The 22,376-nt window shown below is 60.3% G+C and carries 20 protein-coding genes; 13 read left to right on the top strand and 7 right to left on the bottom strand.

Annotated features, from left to right (window positions below; all coding sequences use genetic code 11):
* Positions 1–65: 65 nt before the first annotated feature.
* On the bottom strand, positions 66–1,043 hold the full coding sequence (locus NP503_RS06100; RefSeq protein WP_372958880.1) for a sugar ABC transporter substrate-binding protein: 978 nt from the start codon (positions 1,041–1,043) through the stop codon (positions 66–68).
* A gap of 266 nt (positions 1,044–1,309) precedes the next feature.
* Between NP503_RS06100 and NP503_RS06095 the strand changes: the two genes are divergently transcribed.
* The 4 genes from NP503_RS06095 (at position 1,310) to NP503_RS06080 (ending at position 5,293) form a co-directional block, all read left to right on the top strand.
* Positions 1,310–2,536: an ROK family transcriptional regulator gene (locus NP503_RS06095; RefSeq protein WP_127269999.1), complete on the top strand. Its 1,227-nt coding sequence runs from the start codon at positions 1,310–1,312 to the stop codon at positions 2,534–2,536.
* Positions 2,536–2,982, top strand: coding sequence for an RbsD/FucU family protein (locus tag NP503_RS06090; protein ID WP_023808513.1), 447 nt, complete (start codon positions 2,536–2,538; stop codon positions 2,980–2,982). Before NP503_RS06095 ends, NP503_RS06090 begins: the two co-directional genes overlap by 1 nt.
* The gene (locus NP503_RS06085) at positions 2,979–3,902 is read left to right on the top strand and encodes a carbohydrate kinase (RefSeq protein ID WP_127270001.1); all 924 of its coding nucleotides are present in this window, start codon (positions 2,979–2,981) and stop codon (positions 3,900–3,902) included. The genes NP503_RS06090 and NP503_RS06085 overlap by 4 nt, the downstream gene beginning before the upstream one ends.
* A gap of 248 nt (positions 3,903–4,150) precedes the next feature.
* Positions 4,151–5,293, top strand: coding sequence for a DegT/DnrJ/EryC1/StrS aminotransferase family protein (locus NP503_RS06080; RefSeq protein WP_127270003.1), 1,143 nt, complete (start codon positions 4,151–4,153; stop codon positions 5,291–5,293).
* Between the two features lie 15 nt (positions 5,294–5,308).
* Here NP503_RS06080 and cysQ read toward each other — a convergent pair whose 3' ends face one another.
* Genes cysQ through cysD form a run of 3 tightly spaced genes read right to left on the bottom strand, consistent with a single transcriptional unit; the run spans position 5,309 to position 8,953 of the window.
* The gene (cysQ, locus tag NP503_RS06075) at positions 5,309–6,097 is read right to left on the bottom strand and encodes a 3'(2'),5'-bisphosphate nucleotidase CysQ (protein WP_164748814.1); all 789 of its coding nucleotides are present in this window, start codon (positions 6,095–6,097) and stop codon (positions 5,309–5,311) included.
* Between the two features lie 10 nt (positions 6,098–6,107).
* Positions 6,108–8,045 carry a sulfate adenylyltransferase subunit CysN gene (gene cysN, locus NP503_RS06070; protein WP_164748813.1) on the bottom strand — a complete coding sequence of 646 codons (1,938 nt, stop codon included), beginning with the start codon at positions 8,043–8,045 and terminating at the stop codon, positions 6,108–6,110.
* Positions 8,046–8,047: 2 nt separating this feature from the next.
* Positions 8,048–8,953 carry a sulfate adenylyltransferase subunit CysD gene (gene cysD, locus NP503_RS06065; protein WP_027035869.1) on the bottom strand — a complete coding sequence of 302 codons (906 nt, stop codon included), beginning with the start codon at positions 8,951–8,953 and terminating at the stop codon, positions 8,048–8,050.
* Between the two features lie 480 nt (positions 8,954–9,433).
* On the opposite strand from cysD, the gene NP503_RS06060 reads away from it, so the two are divergent.
* Complete coding sequence (locus NP503_RS06060) at positions 9,434–10,759, top strand: O-antigen ligase (protein WP_127270015.1); 1,326 nt, start codon at positions 9,434–9,436, stop codon at positions 10,757–10,759.
* The gene (locus NP503_RS06055) at positions 10,756–11,691 is read left to right on the top strand and encodes an NAD-dependent epimerase/dehydratase family protein (RefSeq protein WP_127270009.1); all 936 of its coding nucleotides are present in this window, start codon (positions 10,756–10,758) and stop codon (positions 11,689–11,691) included. Before NP503_RS06060 ends, NP503_RS06055 begins: the two co-directional genes overlap by 4 nt.
* A 52-nt stretch (positions 11,692–11,743) precedes the next feature.
* Here NP503_RS06055 and NP503_RS06050 read toward each other — a convergent pair whose 3' ends face one another.
* The 3 genes from NP503_RS06050 to NP503_RS06040 all read right to left on the bottom strand — a co-directional run bounded on the left by NP503_RS06050 (position 11,744) and on the right by NP503_RS06040 (position 15,366).
* Positions 11,744–12,286, bottom strand: a complete 543-nt coding sequence (locus NP503_RS06050; RefSeq protein WP_127271926.1) for a sugar transferase — start codon at positions 12,284–12,286, stop codon at positions 11,744–11,746.
* 122 nt (positions 12,287–12,408) lie between these two features.
* Entirely contained in the window at positions 12,409–13,344 is a 936-nt protein-coding gene (locus NP503_RS06045) for a glycosyltransferase family 2 protein (RefSeq protein WP_127272219.1), read from the bottom strand.
* Positions 13,345–13,377: 33 nt separating this feature from the next.
* Complete coding sequence (locus tag NP503_RS06040) at positions 13,378–15,366, bottom strand: nucleoside-diphosphate sugar epimerase/dehydratase (protein ID WP_164748808.1); 1,989 nt, start codon at positions 15,364–15,366, stop codon at positions 13,378–13,380.
* Positions 15,367–15,687: 321 nt separating this feature from the next.
* On the opposite strand from NP503_RS06040, the gene NP503_RS06035 reads away from it, so the two are divergent.
* From NP503_RS06035 to NP503_RS06005, 7 genes are all read left to right on the top strand, one after another.
* On the top strand, positions 15,688–16,575 hold the full coding sequence (locus tag NP503_RS06035) for an ABC transporter permease (RefSeq protein WP_236382859.1): 888 nt from the start codon (positions 15,688–15,690) through the stop codon (positions 16,573–16,575).
* Between the two features lie 7 nt (positions 16,576–16,582).
* Entirely contained in the window at positions 16,583–17,323 is a 741-nt protein-coding gene (locus NP503_RS06030; protein ID WP_127272218.1) for an ABC transporter ATP-binding protein, read from the top strand.
* A 156-nt stretch (positions 17,324–17,479) separates the two neighbouring features.
* Positions 17,480–18,580, top strand: a complete 1,101-nt coding sequence (locus NP503_RS06025; protein WP_164748809.1) for a DegT/DnrJ/EryC1/StrS aminotransferase family protein — start codon at positions 17,480–17,482, stop codon at positions 18,578–18,580.
* Positions 18,577–19,515: a glycosyltransferase family 2 protein gene (locus NP503_RS06020; RefSeq protein ID WP_206517162.1), complete on the top strand. Its 939-nt coding sequence runs from the start codon at positions 18,577–18,579 to the stop codon at positions 19,513–19,515. The genes NP503_RS06025 and NP503_RS06020 overlap by 4 nt, the downstream gene beginning before the upstream one ends.
* Positions 19,512–20,462, top strand: coding sequence for a WxcM-like domain-containing protein (locus tag NP503_RS06015; RefSeq protein ID WP_127270265.1), 951 nt, complete (start codon positions 19,512–19,514; stop codon positions 20,460–20,462). Before NP503_RS06020 ends, NP503_RS06015 begins: the two co-directional genes overlap by 4 nt.
* Positions 20,452–20,832: a GtrA family protein gene (locus NP503_RS06010; RefSeq protein ID WP_164748973.1), complete on the top strand. Its 381-nt coding sequence runs from the start codon at positions 20,452–20,454 to the stop codon at positions 20,830–20,832. The genes NP503_RS06015 and NP503_RS06010 overlap by 11 nt, the downstream gene beginning before the upstream one ends.
* Positions 20,808–22,337 carry a glucosyltransferase domain-containing protein gene (locus NP503_RS06005; RefSeq protein WP_127272216.1) on the top strand — a complete coding sequence of 510 codons (1,530 nt, stop codon included), beginning with the start codon at positions 20,808–20,810 and terminating at the stop codon, positions 22,335–22,337. Before NP503_RS06010 ends, NP503_RS06005 begins: the two co-directional genes overlap by 25 nt.
* Positions 22,338–22,376: the final 39 nt, after the last annotated feature.

Raw genomic sequence — 22,376 nt, 5'->3', positions numbered from 1 at the left:
CACCCGAAGCGGCCGGGGATCAAGCCCCAGCCGCCCAGGTTCGGTAGATGCCTGTCAGACCGGCATCAGCCCCAGCATTTGGCGAGGCCTTCCTTGGTGTCGATGGACTTCACGCCGGTGGCCGGCTTGTCGGTCACCAGGTTGACGCCGGTATCGAAGAAGTCCTTGCCTTCGGTCGGCTTCGGCTTGGTTCCGTCCTTGGCGAAAGCAGCGATCGCCTCGATGCCGAGTGCTGCCATCTGCAACGGATATTGCTGCGACGTCGCGCCGATGACACCTTCGGCCACCGACTTCACGCCGGGGCAGCCGCCGTCGACGGAAACGATCAACACCTGGCTTTCGAGGCCGACAGCCTTGAGCGCCTGGTAGGCGCCGACAGCGGCAGGCTCGTTGATGGTGTGGATGACGTTGATGGTGTTGTCCTTCTGCAGGAGGTTCTCCATCGCCTTGCGGCCGCCCTCTTCGTTGCCGTTGGTGACGTCGTGGCCGACGATGCGGGGATCGTCCTCATCGCCGATCTTGTTGGGATCCTTCACGTCGATGCCGTAGCCCATCATGAAGCCCTGATCACGCAGCACGTCGACAGTCGGCTGCGAAGGCGTCAGGTCGAGGAAGCCGATCTTGGCGTCCTTGGCCTTGTCGCCGAGCGTGGCGGCTGCCCAGGCACCGATCAGCTTGCCGGCTTCGAGATTGTCCGTCGCAAAGGTCGCGTCGGCGGCGTCGATCGGATCGAGCGGCGTGTCGAGCGCGATCACCAGCAGGCCGGCGTCACGCGCCTTCTTCACGGTCGGCACGATGCCCTTGGTGTCGGATGCAGTGATCAGGATACCCTTGGCGCCGTCGGCGATGCAGCTCTCGATGGCCGCGACCTGGCTCTCGCTGTCGCCGTCGATCTTGCCGGCATAGGTCTTGAGGTCGACGCCGAGTTCCTTGGCCTTCGCGGTCGCGCCTTCCTTCATCTTGACGAAGAAGGGATTGGTGTCGGTCTTGGTGATCAGGCAGGCACCGACACCAGCCGCGGATGCGGACGACGCAAACGCCATCAGCCCCAGAGCCGCGGCGGCAAACACGGTCGATTTCAACAGTTTTGTATTGGTCACGATTTCCTCCCAGTGGATCCATCCGGATGCCGGCCAACCGGCACCTGCAGCGCGTCCAACGAAATTCTCCCAGCGTGGACGCTGCCTCAACAGACACCAGCACGAAGCCTCTGTCAATAATTAAATCACTCTTATTTATTATTGACAGCCTTGCTTCGTTCACCCATTCTGGCCCAAAAGCATTGAGGGGAAACGACGGGAGGAACAGGGTGGAAACGGCCATTGCGAGGCACGGTTCGCCCGAGGTGAATGACAGTCTCATTCACCGCGGCACCAACCAGAGCGGCATGCGCGACCACAATGAGCGGTTGGTGCTGTCGCTGGTGCGCCAGCACGGCAGCCTGGCAAAATCCGACATCGCCCGCATGACCGGCCTTTCGGCGCAGACGGTTTCGGTCATCATGCGCGAGTTGGAGGAAGAAAGCCTCCTGCTGCGCCAGGCGCCGTTGCGCGGCAAGATCGGCCAGCCTTCCATTCCGATGGCGCTCAATCCCGAAGGCGCTTTCTTCATTGGGCTGAAGATCGGCCGCCGCAGCGCCGAACTGGTGTTGATAGATTTCCTTGGCCATGTCCGTTCGATGCTGCAGCATTCCTATCGCTACCCGGCGCCGCGCGAGACGGTGGACTTCGTCAGCAACGGCATGCGGCAGATGCGCGGTGCGCTGACGCCCGCGCAAGACAAGCGCATCGCCGGGCTCGGCATCGCCATGCCGTTCGAATTGTGGAACTGGGCCGATACCGCCGGCGCCCCCCGCGACGTGATGGACGAATGGCGTCACCGCGACATCCGGGCCGACATCCAGGCGCAATGCGATTTTCCGGTCTATTTGCAGAACGATGCCACGTCGGCCTGCGGCGCCGAGCTCGTCTTCGGCCAGGCGGGCGCTGCGCGCGACTTCGTCTATTTTTATATCGGCGCCTTTGCCGGCGGCGGCATTGTGCTGAACGGCCGGCTTTTTGGCGGCCCGACCGGCAATGCCGGAGCGCTCGGCTCCATGCCGGTGCCCGGGCCGGACGGCAAGCCGACCCAACTGATCGATGTCGCTTCCATCGCCATGCTCGAAAAGGCGCTCAATGCGCGCGGCACCGAAGCCTCGCATCTGTGGACCTCGCCGGAAGATTGGGGCGAGATCGGACCCGAGCTTGACGACTGGATCGCCAGCGCCTCAAGGGCGCTCGCCTACGCCATCGTCGCCGCATCCTCGATCATCGATTTCGAAGCGGCGGTGATCGACGGCTGGATGCCGAAGGCGGTGCGCCGCCGGCTGGTCGACGCCATCATCGCGGCAATCGCCACGATCGATGGCGAAGGCTTGAAGCTGCCCGCCATTCGCGAGGGAACCGTCGGCATCCATGCCCGGGCGCTCGGCGGCGCCAGCCTGCCACTTTCCGAACGCTTCCTGATCGGCTCGACGACGATTTCCAGGAGCGCCTGATGCTGATCGGAATTCCGGCGCTGCTCGGTCCGGAGCTTCTGGCGATCCTGCGCGGCATGGGTCATGGCGACGAAATCGCCCTTGTCGACGGAAACTATCCGGCGGAACAGCAGGCAACCCGGCTGGTGCGCGCCGATGGTCACCCTCTTATCCCCGTACTCGACGCGATATTGAGTGTGCTGCCTGTCGATGACGCCGTGCCGGAGGCGCTGTTTCGCGCCTCGGTCAAGGGCGATCCCTCGCTTGCCGATCCCGTCCATCATGAGATCGAGGCGATCTGCGCCAAACGGGCGCCAGGCCGCAAGGTGGTTGCGCTAGCCGGCGCCGACTTCTATGCACGGGTCAAATCGGCGCATGCCATCGTCGCGACAAGCGAGCCGCGGCTCTACGCCAACATCATCATACGCAAGGGCGTGATCCATCCGCCGGAGACCAGGAAGCCATGATCCTCTGCTGCGGCGAAGCCCTGATCGACATGCTGCCGCGCACGACGACAGCGGGTGAGCCGGCCTTTGCGCCTTATGTCGGCGGCGCGGTGTTCAACACGGCGATCGCGCTTGGCCGGCTCGGCGCGCCGGCAGGCTTCTTTTCAGGCCTGTCGTCGGATCTGTTCGGCGGCCAGTTCCGGGATGCGCTGGGGGCAAGCAAGGTCAGCTCCACCTATGCGCACACCTCACCACGGCCAACGACGCTGGCCTTCGTCAAGCTCACCAACGGCCAGGCGACCTACACTTTTTATGACGAGAACACCGCCGGCCGCATGCTGACCGTCGACGACCTGCCGCAGCTTGGCAGCGAGATCGAAGCCATGCTGTTCGGTGCCATCAGCCTGATTTCGGAGCCCGCCGGCAGTGCCTATGAGGAGTTCATGCGGCGCGAGCATGAAAGTCGAGTGATGATGCTCGATCCCAACATCCGGCCGAACTTCATACCGGACAAGGCCAAGCACCTCAGGCGCATTCGCGCGATGATGGCGATGGCCGATATCGTGAAATTGTCGGACGAAGACCTGACCTGGTTCGGCGAAGCCGGCTCGCACGAGGATGTCATCCGCAACTGGCTGGATCGAGGCCCGAAGCTGATCGTCGTCACCCATGGCAGCGAAGGCGCCGTCGGCTATACCAGGGAACATGCCGTCACCGTCATGCCGGAAAAGGTCGAGGTGGTCGACACGGTCGGCGCCGGCGATACCTTCAACGCCGGCATCCTCGCCTCCTTGCATGAGCAGGGCCTGCTGACCAAGGCGGCGATTTCCCGCTTGTCGAAAGACGCCATCCACAAGGCGCTGGCGCTCGGTGCGAAGGCGGCGGCAGTGACCGTGTCGCGGGCCGGCGCCAATCCACCCTGGCGACATGAAATCGCCTGAGCAACGCTCAACATAAGTTGAGCCCAATCGATCACTTTATGTTTCGCAGGGGCTCTTTACAGGGCTATAAGGGCGGGATGGTGCCCGACGAAGCCCGGATTTCCGGCATCTGACTGACATTCGCCGGGAAATACTGGTAACGGACTGCGACACTTGGGCAATTTAGGGCTCCGCCTGCCCGGCTTTCTCGGCAAGCGCAACTCTGGTACCAGCGGCCGATTATCTGGCTAACCCGTTTTGAGGCCGACATGCAGTTCATCGATCTTGGCGCGCAGCGCGAACAAATCCGCGACCGGCTGAAGGCCGCGATCGACCGTGTCGTCGACGAAGGCCGTTATATTCTTGGCCCGCAAGTCACCGAATTCGAGAATAAGCTTGCCGCCTATATCGGCACCAAGCATGTCGTGGCCTGCGCCAACGGCACCGACGCGCTGCTGTTGCCACTGTTTGCGGCCGGCATCGGCCCGGGTGACGCGGTGTTCGTGCCGAGCTTCACTTTCGCCGCCACCGCCGAAGTGGTGGCACTGGCCAAGGCCGAGCCGGTGTTCGTCGATGTCGACCCGCATAGCTACAACATCGACATTGCCAGCCTCGAAGCGGCCATCGCCATGATCAAGAAGGAAGGAAGGCTGAAGCCGAAGGCTATCATTCCTGTCGATCTGTTTGGCCTAGCCGCCGATTACGAGGCGATCATGGCGATCGCCAACCGCGAAGGGCTGATGGTGATCGAGGATGCCGCCCAGTCGATGGGCGGTTCGCTCGACGGCAAGATGTGCGGTGCTTTCGGCCATGTCGGATCGACCAGCTTCTATCCGGCCAAGCCGCTTGGCTGCTACGGCGACGGCGGCGCGATGTTCACCAATGACGATGCGCTGGCCGAGCAGCTTCGCTCCTTCGCCTTCCATGGCAAGGGCGAGACGCAGTACGACAATGTCCGCGTCGGCATCAATTCGCGACTCGACACGATCCAGGCGGCGATCCTGATCGAGAAGCTGGCTATCCTGGAAGACGAGATGGTCGCCCGGCAGGTGGTGGCAAAGCGCTATGCCGAAGGGCTTGGCGATATCGTCACTGCGGCGCGCAATCTGGACGGCAGCCGTTCGGCCTGGGCGCAATACGCGATCGAGACGCCCAAGCGCGACGGGCTGAGGGCGCATCTCGGCGAAAAGGGCATTCCGTCTGTCATTTACTACGTGAAGCCGCTGCATGCCCAGGTCGCTTATCGCGACTACCCGCGCACGCCGACCGGCCTTGCCGTATCGGAAGACCTGCCGAAGCGGATCCTGTGCCTGCCCATGCACCCTTATCTCAGCGAAGCCGACCAGGACCGCATCATCGAGACGATCCGCAACTATATCGGCTCGAATTCGGCGCAGGCCGCGGCAGAGTAAGCTGCCGAGCCTTTCTCAGCCGGGGCCCGCCGCCCTGCCGCTGGCAATGAAATGCGGATTGGCAAAATCCTCGTCGTCGCTTTGCCTGCGCTTGCCATAGACCAGAGGTTGGCCGTCGAGCGTGCGCGTCATGCCGCCGGCGGCGCGCAGGATGGCGTCGCCCGCCGCTGTGTCCCATTCCATGGTGCGGCCGAAGCGCGGATAGACATCAGCCTCGGCGCTGGCGAGAAGGCAGAACTTCAAGGACGAACCGACCGAAACGATTTCGGCGGCACCGAGGTCGCGAATATAGGCCTCGGTTTCCGGTGTGTTGTGAGACCGACTGGCGACGACGGCCAGCGGCGTCGCGGCCGTTCTCGCCGCGATCGGCCGGCGGCCGACGATCTGGTAATCGCCATCGATTTCGAGTGATTCCGCCCTGCCCGGCAGGCCGGAAAAGAAGCGGCCCGTGCAGGGCGCAAAGACGACGCCGACTTCCGGCACGCCATCGCGAACCAGCGCTATGTTGACCGTGAAATCGGTGCGGCGGTTAACGAACTCCTTGGTCCCATCGAGCGGATCGATCAGAAAAAAAGCCCCGTCCAGATCGGGCGGCACGATGCCGGCGGAAGCTTCTTCCTCGGCCACGCAGGGGATATCGGGAAATGCGGCACGCAGTCCGGCGAGTATGATCTTTTCGCTCTCGCGGTCCGCCTCGGTCACCGGCGAGGCGTCGGACTTACGGTCAACCGCACAGCCGGCGTGGAACACGCGCATCACCTCGCGCCCGGCCGACAAGGCCAAGCGCTCGAAGATTTCAAGCATCAGCCTGTCGTCAGATGCCGCCGCCGCTATCGTATTGGTCTTCGGCAATGTCGCGCTCGTTCAGCCAGTGTTCCAGGGCGTCGACCATCTCTTCGGCCGACTTGCCGAGTGTCCGCAGATGGACCTCCGGGGTTTCCGGCGCTTCATAAGGGGAATCGACGCCGGTGAAATTCTTGATCTCGCCATTCAGCGCGCGCGCATAGAGGCCCTTCGGATCACGCCTGGCGCATTCCTCGAAAGGCGTATCGACGAACACCTCGACGAATTCTCCGTCGGCCATCAATTCACGTGCCATGCGCCGCTCGGCGCTGAAGGGCGAAATGAACGAAACAATGACGATCAACCCGGCATCGGCCATCAAACGCGCCACTTCGGCGACGCGGCGGATGTTCTCGACGCGATCGGCGTCGGTGAAACCAAGATCGCGGTTGAGACCGTGACGGACGTTGTCGCCGTCCAGGATATAAGTGTGGCGGCCGGTGGCGAACAGCTTCTTTTCGAACAGGTTGGCGATGGTCGACTTGCCGGAACCCGACAGCCCGGTGAACCAGAACACGGCGGGCCGCTGGTTCTTCATGTCGGCGCGCACGCGCTTGCCGACATCGAGCGACTGCCAATGGATGTTTTCGGCGCGGCGCAACGAGTGCAGGATCATGCCGGCGCCGACCGTGGCGTTGGAGATGCGGTCGATCAGGATGAAGGCGCCGGTGGTGCGGTTTTCGGCGAAGGGATCAAAGGCGATCGGCGTCCGCGTCGAAATGTTGCAGATGCCGACTTCGTTCATTTCGAGCGACTTTGCCGCTTCATGGGCAAAGTCATTGACGTTGATCCGATATTTCAGGTCGGTGACGGTGGCGCTGGTCTGGTCGGTCTCGGTGCGCAGGATGTAAGAGCGGCCTGGCAGCAACGCATGCTCGTCGAACCAGACGATGTTGGCGGCGAACTGATCGGCGACCTGCGGCCGTGCGGCAGGCGAAACCAGCATGTTGCCGCGCGAGATTTCGACTTCGTCATCGAGGACGAGCGTGACGGCCTGGCCGGCGGCCGCCTGGGCGAGATCGCCGCCATACGAGACGATCCGCTTGACGCGCGAGGATTTGCCGGACTTGGCGACAACGACCTCGTCGCCGGGCGCAACCGAGCCGGAGGCGACCGTGCCGGCAAAGCCGCGAAAGTCGAGATTGGGACGGTTGACATACTGGACAGGGAAACGAAACGGCAGTTCGACCATCGCTTCGTCGACCGACACGGTTTCGAGATGCTCGATCAGCGTCGGACCGGAATACCATTCCATGCTTTCCGACCGGCGGCTGACATTGTCGCCATAACGGGCCGACATCGGGATCGGCACAATGGTCTGGAAGCCGAGATCGCGCGAGAATTGCCCGTAGTCTTCGACGATCCGGTCGAAAACCGCCTGATCGAAATCGACAAGATCGATCTTGTTGACGGCCAGCACGACGTGGCGGATGCCGAGCAGCGAGGCGATGATCGAATGCCGCCTTGTCTGGCGAAGCACACCCTGCCGGGCATCGATCAGCACGATCGCCAGGTCGGCGGTCGAGGCGCCGGTGGCCATGTTGCGGGTGTATTGCTCGTGGCCAGGTGTGTCGGCAACGATGAATTTGCGTTTCGGCGTGGCGAAGAAGCGGTAAGCGACGTCGATGGTGATGCCTTGCTCGCGCTCGGCCTCCAGACCGTCGACCAGCAGCGCGAAATCAATGTCGTCGCCCGTCGTTCCATGCTTGCGCGAATCGCGTTCGAGCGCGGCGAGTTGGTCCTCGAAAATCTGCTTGGTATCGGACAGCAGGCGCCCGATCAGCGTCGACTTGCCGTCATCGACCGAGCCGCAGGTCAGGAAGCGCAGCAGCGACTTCTTCTCCTGCGCCGCCAGATAGTCGCGAACGCCGTCGGTGGGGGCGAGGCTCTTTGCCATGATGTGGCGCATGGTCAAAAGTACCCCTCGCGCTTCTTCTTTTCCATCGAGCCGGCTTCATCGCGATCGATCAGGCGACCCTGCCGTTCGGACGTGCGTGCCGTCAGCATTTCGCCGACGATGGCTTCCAGCGTGTCGGCATCCGATTCGATGGCGCCGGTCAGCGGATAGCAGCCAAGCGTGCGGAACCGCACCAGCCTGTTCTCCACCGTCTCGCCGGGGCGCAGTTTCATGCGCTCGTCGTCCCGCAGGATCAGCATGCCGTCGCGTTCCACCACCGGTCGTTCCTTGGCGAAATAGAGCGGCACGATCGGGATACTTTCCTGCAGGATGTACTGCCAGATATCGAGTTCGGTCCAGTTCGACAGCGGAAAGACGCGGATCGATTCACCCGATGCGATGCGGGTGTTGAATATCTTCCACATTTCGGGGCGCTGGTTCTTCGGATCCCACACATGCTGGGCGTTGCGGAAGGAAAAGATGCGCTCCTTGGCGCGCGATTTCTCCTCGTCGCGACGAGCGCCGCCAAAGGCCGCATCGAAACCGTATTTGTCGAGCGCCTGGCGCAGCGCCACGGTCTTCATGACATGGGTGTGGGTGTTCGAACCATGGTCGAAGGGATTGATGTTGTCGCGCACGCCGTCTTCATTGACATGAACCAGGAGATCGAAGCCGAGTTTCTGCGCCATCTGATCGCGAAAGGCGATCATCTCGCGGAACTTCCACGTCGTGTCGACGTGAAGAAAGGGGAACGGCGGCTTGGCGGGATAAAACGCCTTCATCGCCAGATGCATCAACACGGATGAATCCTTGCCAACCGAATAGAGCATGACCGGCTTGGCAAAAGCGGCCGCAACCTCACGGAATATATGGATGGACTCGGCTTCAAGCCGTTGAAGATGCGTAAGCGCTGTTGTCATGGGCCGTGGGCGTTCTTTCGTATCTTCCAACAGAAGACCTTGCCTCAAATCATCGAGCTCTTCGCACCCGGTTCGAGCCTTGTTTCTGGACAATCTTCTCGTGCCGGCGTTCTAGCAGATCGCCATTATCAAGAACAATGCTGTACTGACCCGGCCGCACATGGTTCGAGAATGAATTTTCCACAGATGCCGGCAAATCCGGAAATTCCTGCCTGCAAGCTCAACGGCCCAGAAAACGCGGGGAAAATATTGCTTGAATGGATCAGCTGCGGCTTTCAAGGGACTTCCTCTGGTCGGCCCGCGCCTGCCGCCGCTTTTCGGTGGCAATCTGCCCTATACACTATCGAAAATGGGGGGCAGCCGCTATACCAGCCTCGGGAAGTGGGCAAGTGCATCATGGGCAATTTCGAGGCGAGCGTATTCAACTTCGCTAAACAAGATCCGCCGCATGAAACTTGCCGAAGACAGCGAGCCCGAAAATTGACCCGGCTTTCACCCCTGAGACAGCAATTCACGCCTTCGCGGATCAACAACTACTTCTCCGTCCTTTGCTTCTTTTTTCCACCGGTACTGGGATCGGTGGTCAGCTTTGTATTCGCTGGCGGAGGCCTTTCGTCAGCCCTGCTGATTGCTTTACGGAAAAGGCGCTTCAACGCCGACCGGCCCATGATCTGGTTGACGGTCGCGATCTATGCCTACTGCGCCTCCAATCTCCTGGCTTCCATCGTCAACAATTCGTTCGCCCGTGATGCGCCACATCTTATCCCGCTCGTCACCTTCCTGTTTTTTCCCGTGTCCTATTCGACCTGGAGCATCACGCAGAAAACCACGCTTACCCGCATCATCGTGCTTTCCAGCATGGCCGCCTGTTTTGCCGCGCTGCTCATGGCCGTCATCCAGCAATATTGGATTGGCGTCAGGGCCGAGGGGGGAGCCGGAAATCCGATCGTCTTCGCAACCGTGGTGTGCCTTGCCGTGGTGATGTGTGTGGCTGGCGCCTTGTCCGGTGTTGAGCAAGCCCGGACCCCACTCTTCTACGCGGCACTGGCCGGGACGATCGCCGTCATCTATTCCGGCTCGCGTATCGTCTGGCTGGCACTGCTGATCGCCGGCATCGCCGTCATGCTGATCAACCGGCACAGGCTCAGAGGCAGGAATGCCGTTCGCCTGCTGCTGCTGCTGGCAGCGGTCGGCGTCGTGATCGCCGCTTCCAGCTTCCAGGCGATATCCGGGCGGGTCGACTTTTTGCGCTCCGATTGGGGTGCGCTTGGGGCTGGCGGCAATTACGACACCTCGTTGGGAATACGTGTTGCGCTTTGGGAGATCGGCCTCAAAGCATTCCATGACATGCCACTGTTCGGGCACGGTGTGGGTGCAACCCAGCATCTGATCAAGCAGGGCTTTCATGAGCAGTTCGCGATGGACACAGGCTTCAACCATTTTCACAACGGCTTCCTGACCGCCTTGGTGCAAGCGGGAATTCTGGGTGCCGTGACGCTGGCGGCGATCTTTATCGTTGCCGCCGGAAATGCCGCCCGGGTCTTGCGAAACAGCAACGATCCGAGCGAGCGGTTCGGCGCGACCATGATTGTTGTCGTGGTGATCACCTATCTGACGGCCGGAATGACAGGCATCCTGATCGGCCATGACATTCTGGACTCGGTGCTGATGGTCTTCATGGTGAGCGGAACATATCTCGCCTCCGGACGCCATGTTCCTTTGTTGGAAGAGCAGGCACTTGCACCAGTGATGGAAGAGCGAGCACTTCCATCAGTCACCAGAGAGCTGTTTCGGGTAAGGCCATGAAGGTTCTGGTCACGGGCGCGACAGGTTTCATCGGGCGCCTTGTCGTGCGCCACCTTCGCGAAGCCGGTGCCGAGCTTCGCCTCGCCTCCCGCCATCCCGAGAGGCTTGGTTCGGAGAACGAGACTGTGCCGATGCCCGGCTTCGATGCGCCGGCCGCCGCCTTCCTGGAACTGACCCGGCATATTACTGACGTCGTCCATTGCGCCGGCCTCAACAATGATCAGGGAAATGCAACCGAAGCCGATTACCAGGCGGCCAATGTGGAACTGAGCGCAAGGCTGGCGCATGCCGCGGCCGCCCAGATAAGCGGACGTTTCATCCATCTCTCCTCGATCCGAGCGGTGATCGGCGCGCATGTCAGCGCAACGATCGACGAGGACACGCTTCCTGCCCCACAATGCGCCTATGGACGCTCGAAGCGCGAAGGCGAGATCAAGGTTTTGGACGCCTACGCGTTACACGGCCGCTCGGACGCCGCCGTGTTGCGCCTGCCTCCGGTTTATGGAAGCGGCATGAGGGGGAATCTGGCAACGCTGATGCGCCTTGCCGATACGCCGCTGCCGCTGCCGACGGGTGCCTTGACCGGAATCCGCTCGCTGATGTCTTCCGAGGCCGCGGTGCGAGCAGTGTCGCACCTGCTCAGCCATTCCGGACCGCTTCGCCCGATCTATGTCGGCGCCGATGTGCCGCCGGTCGCCGCCGAGGCCATCATCGCCGCCTTTCGCAGAGGTTTGGGGCGGCCTGTGCGCCTGATGGCTGTGCCGGCCGGTCTGATACGGCCGGTCGTGGCCGCGCTCGGCAGGCGGGCGTTCTGGGACAGCCTGACCGCGACACAGATATGCGACCCCGCCCTGCTGGTATCGCAGGGGTGGACGCCTGAAGCCGGCACGCTCGAGCGGCTGGTCGAGCTGGCGCGGCTCGGTAGATCCTGACTTTCTTGCTTGACCATGATCTTTTCCAAAAACCGGCTTCCACTTTTTGGGATCATGGTCTGCGGTAGAGCGTTCCAAACAGGATCCGAAGGTCGAGCCAGAACGACGCAGTGCGGAGGTAGGCAGCATCCGTTTCGGCCAAAAGCTCCGGGTTCGACATGTCGATGCCCCTGATCTGGGCCAGGCCGGTTATGCCCGGCAGCGCCGCCAAAACCCCCAGCCGCCTGCGACACTCGATCAACTCGGTTTGGGTCGGCAGGCAGGGGCGCGGCCCGACCAGGCTCATTTCGCCCTTCAGGACATTCCAGAATTGCGGCAGCTCGTCGAGCTTGAACTTCCGTAGGACCTTCCCGACCGATGTCACGGAATCCGCCGGCGCCTCATGCGAGGGTAGTGACGGCGTCCCGACATACATGGTGCGCAACTTGTGGCAGCGAAAAAGCCGACCGTCACGGCCGACCCGCACCTGTGAAAAAATAGCCGGGCCCGGCGACGATGCTCGAACGGCAAGGACGGTGAGCGCCAAGACAGGAGATGTCGCCACCAGCAGCAGAGCCGCACCGGCAATATCGAAGATTTGCTTGGCTGCCTTCATGAACGGCCGATAGTGCTCCCTGCCGAAGTCCCGAGGCAACGCCGCAGGCCAATGCCGTCAATCCGGTCGACGTAGCATGAGCCGATCTCTTGACCAAGCGCGCCACGCAGCCGTCGCAATGTTCAGATGCGCCCCAGGATGAAGGCGAGATAGAGCCCAATGTTTCCGGAAACGGTCTGCCGATAGACGCCGCTTTGGCGCAAGCCTGCCAAGCGGCGGGAAAGGCCACCGTTGCGCCCGCGGATGAAAAGGTCGAGGCACGCCGTCGCGTCCTCGGTCAGGAGATCGCGATTGACGGCGAGACCGTCGAGGTTGAGGTCCGTCCAGCCGGCGAATTCCCCCTTGAACAGGCGGCCAAGCCGGGAGAACCTTGCTTTCCAGGACACGTTGGCGCCGACCAGGTTCGCCGCGTGCTGCCGGTAGCGCACCAGCGGCTGCGGATCGTAGCGGACGATGCCGCCGGCGGCGGTCACGATGAGATAGGCCCACCAGTCATGGCTGACGAACCCGGTCCGCGTGGAGGCCCTGGCCAGCAGGTCGCGTGCCGCGGCGTTGAGCAGGATTGTGTTGCCGCCGGCGATGCTTTGCACAAGCGCGTTGCGAAAGGATGGCGGCCGGGCAAACAGCGGCGAATGGCCGACAAGGCTTCCTGTTTCCGTCATGGTTGCGGTTCGCGAACAAAACATCAGCGGGGTTTTCGCATCTTGGGTCCGCATCCAGCTGATAGCGCTCTCCAGCCTGTCGGGCTCCCAGATATCGTCCTGGTCGCAGAAGGCATAGCAGTCCGCCTCGATGCGTCGGTCGACGATCATGGAGCGGAAATTGGCGGCGAAGCCTTGCCGCGGCCCCTCTACCAGCGTCATCCGCCCCTTGGGCCGCCAGCGGGATTTCCATGTCTCGATGATGGCGGTCGTGCCATCGGTGGAGCCATCGTCTGAAATCCACAAGTCGACCAGAGGGTGCGACTGCTCGAGCAGGGACTGCAGCTGCTCCTCGATGAAGGCGGCGCCGTCTTTCGTGCCCATCAGGACCGCGATGCGCAGATCATCTTTGCTCACGAGCAAGATCGCTTTCTGAATTCTGAACCGGGCCTAGCTCGCCTGCCCCGCCGTTTTCGGGATCGCGTCTTGACGTGCACTTGCCCTGGCCTTCTTGGCGCGGTCGAGACCTGCCAATGCGGCGAGCGCGGCAGCCTTGTCCTGATTTTTCGCCGACTGCTGCAGGGCCGAGAGCGCGACCTGGACATCCGACCATTCCACGACGTCCGTGCTGAGACCGAAAACCTTCGAGATGCCGAGTTCGACGAGTTCCTCGTCTTCGCCATGCAGCGTTTCGTGAAGTTTTTCGCCCGGCCTGATGCCCGTGAACCGGATCGCGATGTCCTTGTATGGGCTCTTTCCGGACAAGCGGATCATCGTTTCGGCCACTTCAAGGATCGGCACCGGCTTGCCCATGTCGAGCATATAGACGGCATAATCGTCTCCGCTCTGCCGCGACCCGGCATCGGCCGCCGACATGATGACGAGATCGACGGCTTCGGCCACGGTCATGAAATAGCGCGTCATGCGCCGGTCGGTGATGGTGACGGGCCCCCCAGCCTCGATCTGCGCCTGGAATATGGTCGCCACCGAACCATTGCTGCCGAAGACATTGCCGAACCGCACTGCAATGAACTTGGTGGCCGGGAGGCGCCCGCCCGTCTCGCCTGCCGGCGTGCCGTGCAAGGCACTGATGATCTGTTCGGCGGCCCGCTTCGTCATGCCAAGCACCGATGAGGGATCCACCGCCTTGTCGCTCGATATCAGGACAAATTGCGCAACCCCGCACTTGGCGGCAACCTCGGCGCAGACGAGCGTTCCGAAAATGTTGGTTTGAATGGCCGAATCCCAGTTCTCCTCGAGCAGCGGCACGTGCTTGAGCGCCGCGGCGTGAAAGATGATGTCCGGCCGGAATTCCGTGACGACACGCATTATCTGGCGCCGGTCGGAGACATCGACGATGCGGACCTTGAGTCGGTCATGGTCCTTCTCGTCAACATACTGGCTCAGCTGGAAGATGCCGAACTCGGAGTTGTCGGCGACCAGCACCGCCTCGGCTCCCAGTTCCAGCGACCGCTTGACCAGCGTCTGGCCGATAGAACCGGCGCCGCCGGTCACCAGAACGCGTCTGCCGCTGACAAAGGCGCCGATGCGCTGGATGTCGGACGCGACCGCCGGACGGCGCAGGATCGTTTCCATCTCGACGGTGTCGAGAACCAGCTTTCCGTGCTGTTCCAACTCCGAAAGGCCTGAGAACTGCACCACATTTATGTCGCCGTGCCGGGCAATGCGCACGAGTTCCGAATAGTCCTCGATTTCGTGCTCGGCGCCGCTGCCGAAAATCAGCAGGTCCAGGCTTTTGGTGCCGGTCGCGTAATCTTCCAGGACATCGATCAGACGCGGCAGGGTCGCCACCACGGGAACACCCTGAATCCGCGTGCCCAATGGCGCGCCGCGCTCGGTCGCCATGATGCCTGCGATGGAATAGTCAGCCGGTTGCGCCGTGCGCGTGAAGCGAATGATCAGGTCGGCCTCGCCGAGCCGGCCAACGAACAGCGCGCGCTTGGGCTCAGTATCATCGGACTTGCGGCCAAGAATGCCCCAGCTCGCGCCGTCACGCAGGAAGCGGTAGAATAGCCGGGGTGCCGATATGATGGTGAAGGAGACGAGGAAGAAGACGATGAACTGACGCTCGTTGAGCCCCGCCACCGGCCGGTAAAAACGCAGCAGCAGCGATGCCATGTAAAGAGTGAACGTCAAAATCGCGCAGCTCTTCAGGATGTTGAAAAAGTCCGGCGTCGAGGCGAAGCGCCAGACGGTGGTGTAGAGGCCACTGTAGCGGAACAGCAAATGGCTGATGACGACGATGCCCGCCCATGTCGCCAGACCCTCCTTGGAGAGCGCGTCGAACGAAAGATTAGACCGCGAAAGCACGAGGCTGAGTGCCACGGCGACCAGGACCATGACCACGTCCTGGACCATGATGAAGGCGCGCCGCATCTGTGGCCTGAGCCCGAACACAGCTTCTAGGTGGGAATTCATTGGACGGCACTAGACTCCAGGCTCAAGGGCATCGACACCAGCGAGGTGCGAACACGAAGTTACTTCGCGACCAATCACCTTGCTCAAGTGCTATCCCCGGCCCCCGCCGTCCTATATCGCATACTTCGGGGGCGGGGGCATAGCTAGAGGTTTTTTTTCGGACAAGAGGCTTCCAGTGGAGAACATGGATCATGCTCGGGCGATTGCCGTAAAGTCAACATTATCAAACGCTAATAGATAAGCCACGCAGCATCAGCATGCGCTCAGTTTTGCCGCAGTTGACTCTGCTCCCCACCGCGTTACGACGCAATGCGTTGCCATATGCCCATCGAAATGGCTATTAGAGACGGGCTTGGTGGTTCGCTATGGCCAGCGAAGAATAATGCGCCAGAACAACGGATTGCGATACTCCCAGCTATGATTGCGGCACTAAACGGCGCTTTTGACGACATCTCAAAGGCCATGAGATTACACCGGGTCTGGATCGCGCTTGCCCACGAGGACATCGGCGATCAGCACAGACGCACGACGCTCGGCCCGCTTTGGATGCTGGTCAATTATCTGGCATTCATTGGCACTTTCATCTTCGTTTTCAAGACCAAAGACACGGATTCGGCCGGATACACGGCCTATGCTTCGATCGGCCTGGTTGTCTGGTTCTACCTCATGGAGATGATCAGCCTGAGCGTGCCCCTGTTCTCCCGCGAAGCCAGTTTCATTCAAGGCACGAGGCTGCCACTCTTCGTGTATGTGATGCGGCTGACGGTGCAATGTGTCATCCGAGCGAGCTATTCGGTGGCGGGTTGCATCGTCATCCTGCTGCTGAGCGGCTTGGGAATCAGCGCTGAGTGGCTATTGTCTGTCCCGGGGTTATTGCTGATTGTGCTCGCGACCCCTGCAATCGTAACGGTTTTCGCATTCCTGGGTGCATTCTTTCCCGATGCCCAGTTCATCGTCGGCAACATCATGCGGGTCGGTACGTTTCTTACGCCAGTCTTCTGGGCCTATCATGGGCAAGGCGGTATACAGAACTATGCCTATCATTGGAATCCGTTCACATATTTTCTGGAAGTGGTGCGCGCGCCAATCGCGAGCGGCGACTTCCCAATGCATGCCTTTGCTGTGACCGCCTACATCTCTTTGGCTTTCTGGGCGGTTGCGTTGCTGCTGCTGGGCGGATATCGCAAGCGCGTCGTTTTCCTGATCTGAGCTCAAAATGATTTCCATCAAGCTGGACAATGTCAGCCTCGCCTACCGCCTCTACGAAAAGTTGACGCTTACGGCGCCTGACCGGCGCCTGGGTGGTCTTGGAGGCAAAATCGGACGTTCCGGCGGCAAGCAGGTCGTGCAGGCGCTGGAAGATGTCAGCTTTGAACTCAAAGCAGGCGATCGGTTAGGCTTGGTCGGCCCAAACGGGGCCGGCAAGACGACACTGCTCAAGGTGTTGTACGGCATCTATCAGCCATCGTCCGGCATAGTAGCCATCGAAGGCAAAGTCGACGCTTTGTTCAACATCAACATAGGATTTCGCCCCGAAGCGACGGGGCGGCGAAACATTGTTCTGAGGGGTTTGATCAGCGGGTGGACCGAGGCCGAGATCCAAGAAAAAATGCCGGAGATCATCGCCTTCAGCGAACTTGGCGACTTTATCGATGTCCCTTTCAAAACCTATAGCCAGGGTATGGCCGCTCGTCTTGCTTTCTCTGCGGCTACAGCGCTTGACCCCGAAATTCTGCTGATGGACGAGTGGATCGGCGCCGGCGACGCCGCGTTTCAGGAAAAAGCCAAACGACGCATGGATGAACTGGCAGAGAAGGCAGGCATCATCGTCCTGGCGACCCACAATGAGAGCCTGCTCGAAAGCGTATGTACGAAAAGAATGACGCTTAAGAACGGAAGGGTCGAAGCCTTCACGACGAAACCTGCAAAGAGGGCTGGAACGCGAGCTAAGTCTTAAAGGTACTCTTCCCGGATACTATTTGCTCGCAGTTCAGATTCCAATTCGTCGCACCTGCTGTAGTTGAGTATGCCAACGTTGCGCCCTGCGGACGTTACTAAAATGAATTGCGCTCGAGCCGTTGAGTTACCGATGACGAGACAAGAATCTGTTCCGATGAATGATCTGAAGCGCCTGTATCAGCGCTACCAGGTCGAAATCGAGAGTGAGGTAGTGAACACGCTACGTTCGGGATGGTGGCTCAATGGCGCTATCGGCAAAAGGTTTGCGGCAAATTTTTCCAGATTCATAGGTGTTTCGGAATGCGTTCTCGTGGCCAACGGGACGGATGCGCTCGAACTTGCATTGGCCGCAGTGACCAAGCGCTACGACGGGCGCGAGGTGATCGTCGCCGCCAATGCGGGGGGCTATGCCAGTTGTGCCTGCTGGCAGAATGATCTCGTTCCGCACTATGTCGATATCGAACCAGCCAGCCAACTCATAGCCCTTCAATCGGTACTGAAAGCAGCCAGCGCAGACACCGCTGCGATCGTCGCCACCCACCTCTATGGTGGCGTCGTTGATGTCCGCGCCATCCGGGACGGACTTGAGCAGGCTGGCCTCTCGCACATTCCAATCGTGGAAGATTGCGCGCAGGCGCACGGGGCGAGAATCGGAAGCGACGTTGCAGGCTCGCTGGGGGATATCTCCACGTTCAGCTTTTACCCAACCAAAAATCTCGGAGCCATGGGGGACGGCGGCGCTGTTCTTACCTCCGACACGGCAACCGCCGCGCATGTACGGCAACTGCAACAATATGGCTGGAGTTCAAAATATCATGTCGGCGTGCCCAACGGCCGCAACTCCCGCATGGATGAAGTTCAAGCCGCGATACTGGACGTTTTGCTGGGCGATGTGGATAGACGCAACCAGCAGCGGCGTGGCATCCTAGACCAGTACAAGTCGGTTGCCGGGCGTCGATTCCAGTTCCTGGAAGGTGGCGAAGGCGCTGTCGCGCACCTCGCGGTCGCGCTTTGCGACGACCGGGACGCCTTCAGGGCGTTCATGAAAGAGCGCGGCATCGACACTGACATACACTACCCTGTGCTGGATTGCGACCAGGTCGGCTGGGCGGACTTACCGATGATGGGGAGCGAAAATCTCACCGTATCGAGGGCCAGCGTCAGCCGTCTCTGTTCGGTCCCCTGCTATCCCGATATGAGGGACGACGAGGTAGAGCGGGTTTGCCTGGCCCTCCGCGAATGGGAGACAATGTGACAACACGCTCGATCGTTTTCCCGATCTATCGAAATCAGGCGAACATCCCTTCCCTCCTGGGCGCAGTCGCCGATTTCCACTCCAGATATCATAGCGACATCGAGTTCGTCTTCGTCGTCGACGGGTCGCCGGACGAATCCGGCCCGCTGCTGATCAAGGAATTGAAAGGCTCGGGCTATGATTACAAGATCATCTTCCATAGCCGGAACTTTGGTTCGTTCACTGCTATTCGAACCGGGCTCGAACACGCTTCGGGTGACCAGGTCGCTGCGATGGCCGCCGACCTGCAGGAGCCGCCTGAACTGATCGTCGAATTCTTTTCGAAGCTGGAAAAGGACGAGGCTGACGTCGTGTTTGGGCAGCGAACCGGGCGTAGCGATCCGCCCTTGACCAAATTTCTGTCGAGGGCTTTCTGGTCGGCCTACCGCAGGCTCGTCCTGCCCAGCATGCCGAGTGGCGGAGTGGATATCTTCGCCTGCAACCGTCAGGTTCTGGAAGCGATCCTCTCGATCGAGGAGCCGAACAGCTCGCTTGTCATACAACTTTTCTGGGTCGGCTTCAGGCGGGAATTCGTGCCTTATCGGCGGCGCGAACGAAAGCACGGAACAAGCGCCTGGGGCATGGCACGGCGGTTCCGATACATGATGGACAGCATTTTCTCGTTCTCTGATTTTCCGATAATGCTCACCCTCTGGGTAGGATTTGCCGGCTGTGCGCTAAGTCTCCTATTTGCAGTCGTTACCGTGATTGCACGGCTACTTGGCAATATAGACCCCGCTGGCTATACGACACTGGTGCTGCTGATCACGGGCTTCGGTTCGGCCAGTCTTCTAGTCCAAGGGATTCTTGGTTGCTATCTCTGGCGGGCAGTTGAAAACACCAAATCGCGCCCACTTCGGATCATCAGCCGCGTCGTTGACGGAACAGCGAAATGAACGCCAAGCCATTTTTCGTGCACGAACGGGGTATCTGCGAAAGCTCCCATGTCGGCGACGGAACGCGTATTTGGGCCTTCGCTCACGTGCTGCCTGGGGCCGTGCTCGGCTCGAACTGCAACATCTGCGATCACGTCTTCATCGAGAACGACGTGATCGTCGGCGATGACGTGACTGTCAAGAGCGGCGTCCAACTGTGGGACGGGGTGCGCCTGGGCAATCGTGTGTTTGTCGGCCCGAATGCGACCTTCACCAATGATCGCTTCCCACGCTCCAAGGGATATCCCGAGGCGTTTCTGCTGACCACGATCGAGGACGGCGCTTCCATCGGCGCCAATGCCACAATCCTGCCGGGCATTGTCGTCGGCCGCCAGGCGATGGTCGGCGCCGGCGCCGTGGTGACCAAGAGCGTCCCTGCCAACGCCGTCGTGGTCGGAAATCCCGCAGTCATCATCGGCTACCAGACCGGCCCGAAGATCGTGCCAGCCTTGACGCAAACCTTCCCCGGCGCAGTGGGCGAGAAAATGTCGCTTGGGGTGGGTGGTACCGAGCTCTGGCGGCTGCCGCATTTTAGCGATCTGCGAGGCGAACTCGCCCCGCTCGAATTCGGTGCAAACCTACCGTTTAAGCCGGCCCGGTCCTTTCTGGTTTATGGCGTTCCCTCCGACAAGGTCAGGGGTGAGCATGCGCATCGCGAGTGCCATCAATTCCTGATCGCGGCCCATGGCCGCCTGTCCGTTGTCGTTGACGACGGCCATGAGAGAAAAGAGGTTTCGTTGACCGAACCCTCGATCGGCCTCTACATTCCGCCCGGCATTTGGGGAATTCAGTATAAATTCCAACCCGATACAGCATTGCTGGTCATGGCTTCGCACAACTATGATGCTGGCGATTACATCAGGGACTATGCGGATTTCCTGGATACGGTCAGGCAGGATGACCGCTGATCGCATTGGCGGAGACGCCGTCCGGTTTCTTGTCGCCGGCGGACTAAATACCGCCCTGACCAGCCTTGTCTATTTTGCCGGCCTTGTCGTCCTGCCCTCAAGTTTGTCTTACGCGCTCGCTTGGCTGACAGGACTTGTGTTCGTAATGGTGTTCTATCCCGATCGCGTCTTTCCCGGCGGCCGCACGGGCATCGCCGATCGACTGGCAATCGGGGCGTCGATTGCGGTCGTGTTCGTGCTCGGCCTAGCAGCCCTCAAAACGCTTGAAAGCGTTCTGCAAAATGCTGCAGCAGCCTTCTTTGTCACCCTTGCCATCACGACCATCCTCAACTTCGTGATTTCTCGATGGATACTCCGCAGATCATGCTGACGCGACCGAGCACAATACGACCAGCCATTAATCTCTTTGCGATTTTCGCCGCGATGTATTTTTCCGAGCTGGCTTCCTTTCCGCTGTCAGTGGATGAGGAAGTAACAGCCTTCAGAACGGACGCATCCGTCTGGATCATTCAAGGACGCTGGGGGGCATATCTGATCGAGAGGTTCCTTATTCCTCATCCGGTAATGCCTTTCTTGGCTCCAGCTGTCTTTGGCGCCGGTTGCGTGGCCGCCTACCTCCTCGTCATGGATGTCATTAACAAGCAAGAGCTCTCCATCGCTGAGTACGCATGTTTTGCGATTTTCTGTGCTTTCCCGACCTGGTTTTTTATCGTCGAATTTTATTCAAACATTGCCGCTATCGGCGTCGGCCTGTTCGCGACCGCTCTAGCGCTTTGGCTGATCCGCAAGGAGGAGGTTTCCCCACTCAGCCCTCGCTTTCTCGGAGCTGTGGGAGTCGGCGCCTTCGCCATCTCGATCTACCAGAGTTTCGCACCGGCAATTCTGGTCCTGGGCATCGCGATCTCAATTCTGCAAGCACGGGCAGGAAGGAGCGAATCGCTGCCAAAAGACCTGCTTCGGACCGGTATTCTGCTGGCTGGTGCCATATTGTTCTATGTCGTCGGCGATGCCATTTTCAGATCGTTCACCCCCGCTAGAAACGAGTATTTCGACTCGCTTTCCCAGCCTGGCTTTTTGCTTCAACATCCGGCCACAGTTATTGGGCGTGTGCTTGGAGCGATAGGCGGGATCTATGGTCTGGACCGGCGCACATATGACGTCGCGTTGTGGGCAATTCCGCTCTTGTTGATCCTTGGCGGTTGGGCGCTATTGAAGGAATTGCCCCGCTCGAAATTGCTGTTGACGGCAATTGCCTTCGCTTCATTGCTTATTCCCTTCGGCTTTCACCTCCTCGCTGCGGGCAGCATGCCTGTCAGGAGCCTCGTCGGGGTTCCGATTGCAGTTTGGATGTTTGCCTATGTCGCGGTGACGAGCAGAGAATCGAGAACCCGCGTAGCCTCAACCATCTTGATGGCCGTGGCAATTTTCCAAATTCTGGTGGCCCAGAACTATCGTCAGGCGTCTAACTATCTGGTCGACAAGCATGATACACTCATGGCGGGCGCCATCTTCGACAGGCTGTCGGCCGCGCGCGGTTTTGATGTAAAGCGCAGCTATGCTCTGAGCGTGTTTGGCGCCCAGCCATTTGTGACCAACTATCCCAAGCAGCCCGGCTCGACAGTCGGCCACTCGTTCTTCGAATGGGACGGTGGCAACGGTTGGCGCATCGCTTATTACATGAAATTGCTCGGCTACTCCAATTTGAACGGTGCTACCCCAGATCAGGTTGACCAGACGATTGTTCGTCTTTCGGCGATGCCGGTATGGCCAGCCCCCGGTAGTGTGGAAATCCAGGGCGACATTGCGCTGATAAGGCTCGGTGAGATGCCCAGCTACGCAAATCAGCAAGCCCTTGCAAAAGTTACCAATCGATAAGGGATTTAATCGAAATCTTTGGATTGGTCCGAGGGAAGC

This window comes from Mesorhizobium sp. SEMIA396 (assembly GCF_024518615.1).
Classification (GTDB): Bacteria; Pseudomonadota; Alphaproteobacteria; order Rhizobiales; family Rhizobiaceae; genus Mesorhizobium.
This window is presented reverse-complemented; position numbering and strand designations above follow the sequence as displayed.

Coding starts and splice junctions, on each gene's coding strand:
- NP503_RS06100 (WP_372958880.1), bottom strand. CDS start 1,043: ATGGCGTTTGCGTCGTCCGCATCCGCGGCTGGTGTCGGTGCCTGCCTG.
- NP503_RS06090 (WP_023808513.1), top strand. CDS start 2,536: ATGCTGATCGGAATTCCGGCGCTGCTCGGTCCGGAGCTTCTGGCGATC.
- NP503_RS06085 (WP_127270001.1), top strand. CDS start 2,979: ATGATCCTCTGCTGCGGCGAAGCCCTGATCGACATGCTGCCGCGCACG.
- NP503_RS06080 (WP_127270003.1), top strand. CDS start 4,151: ATGCAGTTCATCGATCTTGGCGCGCAGCGCGAACAAATCCGCGACCGG.
- cysQ (WP_164748814.1), bottom strand. CDS start 6,097: ATGCTTGAAATCTTCGAGCGCTTGGCCTTGTCGGCCGGGCGCGAGGTG.
- cysN (WP_164748813.1), bottom strand. CDS start 8,045: ATGCGCCACATCATGGCAAAGAGCCTCGCCCCCACCGACGGCGTTCGC.
- cysD (WP_027035869.1), bottom strand. CDS start 8,953: ATGACAACAGCGCTTACGCATCTTCAACGGCTTGAAGCCGAGTCCATC.
- NP503_RS06055 (WP_127270009.1), top strand. CDS start 10,756: ATGAAGGTTCTGGTCACGGGCGCGACAGGTTTCATCGGGCGCCTTGTC.
- NP503_RS06050 (WP_127271926.1), bottom strand. CDS start 12,286: ATGAAGGCAGCCAAGCAAATCTTCGATATTGCCGGTGCGGCTCTGCTG.
- NP503_RS06040 (WP_164748808.1), bottom strand. CDS start 15,366: ATGAATTCCCACCTAGAAGCTGTGTTCGGGCTCAGGCCACAGATGCGG.
- NP503_RS06035 (WP_236382859.1), top strand. CDS start 15,688: ATGCCCATCGAAATGGCTATTAGAGACGGGCTTGGTGGTTCGCTATGG.
- NP503_RS06030 (WP_127272218.1), top strand. CDS start 16,583: ATGATTTCCATCAAGCTGGACAATGTCAGCCTCGCCTACCGCCTCTAC.
- NP503_RS06025 (WP_164748809.1), top strand. CDS start 17,480: ATGAATGATCTGAAGCGCCTGTATCAGCGCTACCAGGTCGAAATCGAG.
- NP503_RS06015 (WP_127270265.1), top strand. CDS start 19,512: ATGAACGCCAAGCCATTTTTCGTGCACGAACGGGGTATCTGCGAAAGC.
- NP503_RS06010 (WP_164748973.1), top strand. CDS start 20,452: ATGACCGCTGATCGCATTGGCGGAGACGCCGTCCGGTTTCTTGTCGCC.
- NP503_RS06005 (WP_127272216.1), top strand. CDS start 20,808: ATGGATACTCCGCAGATCATGCTGACGCGACCGAGCACAATACGACCA.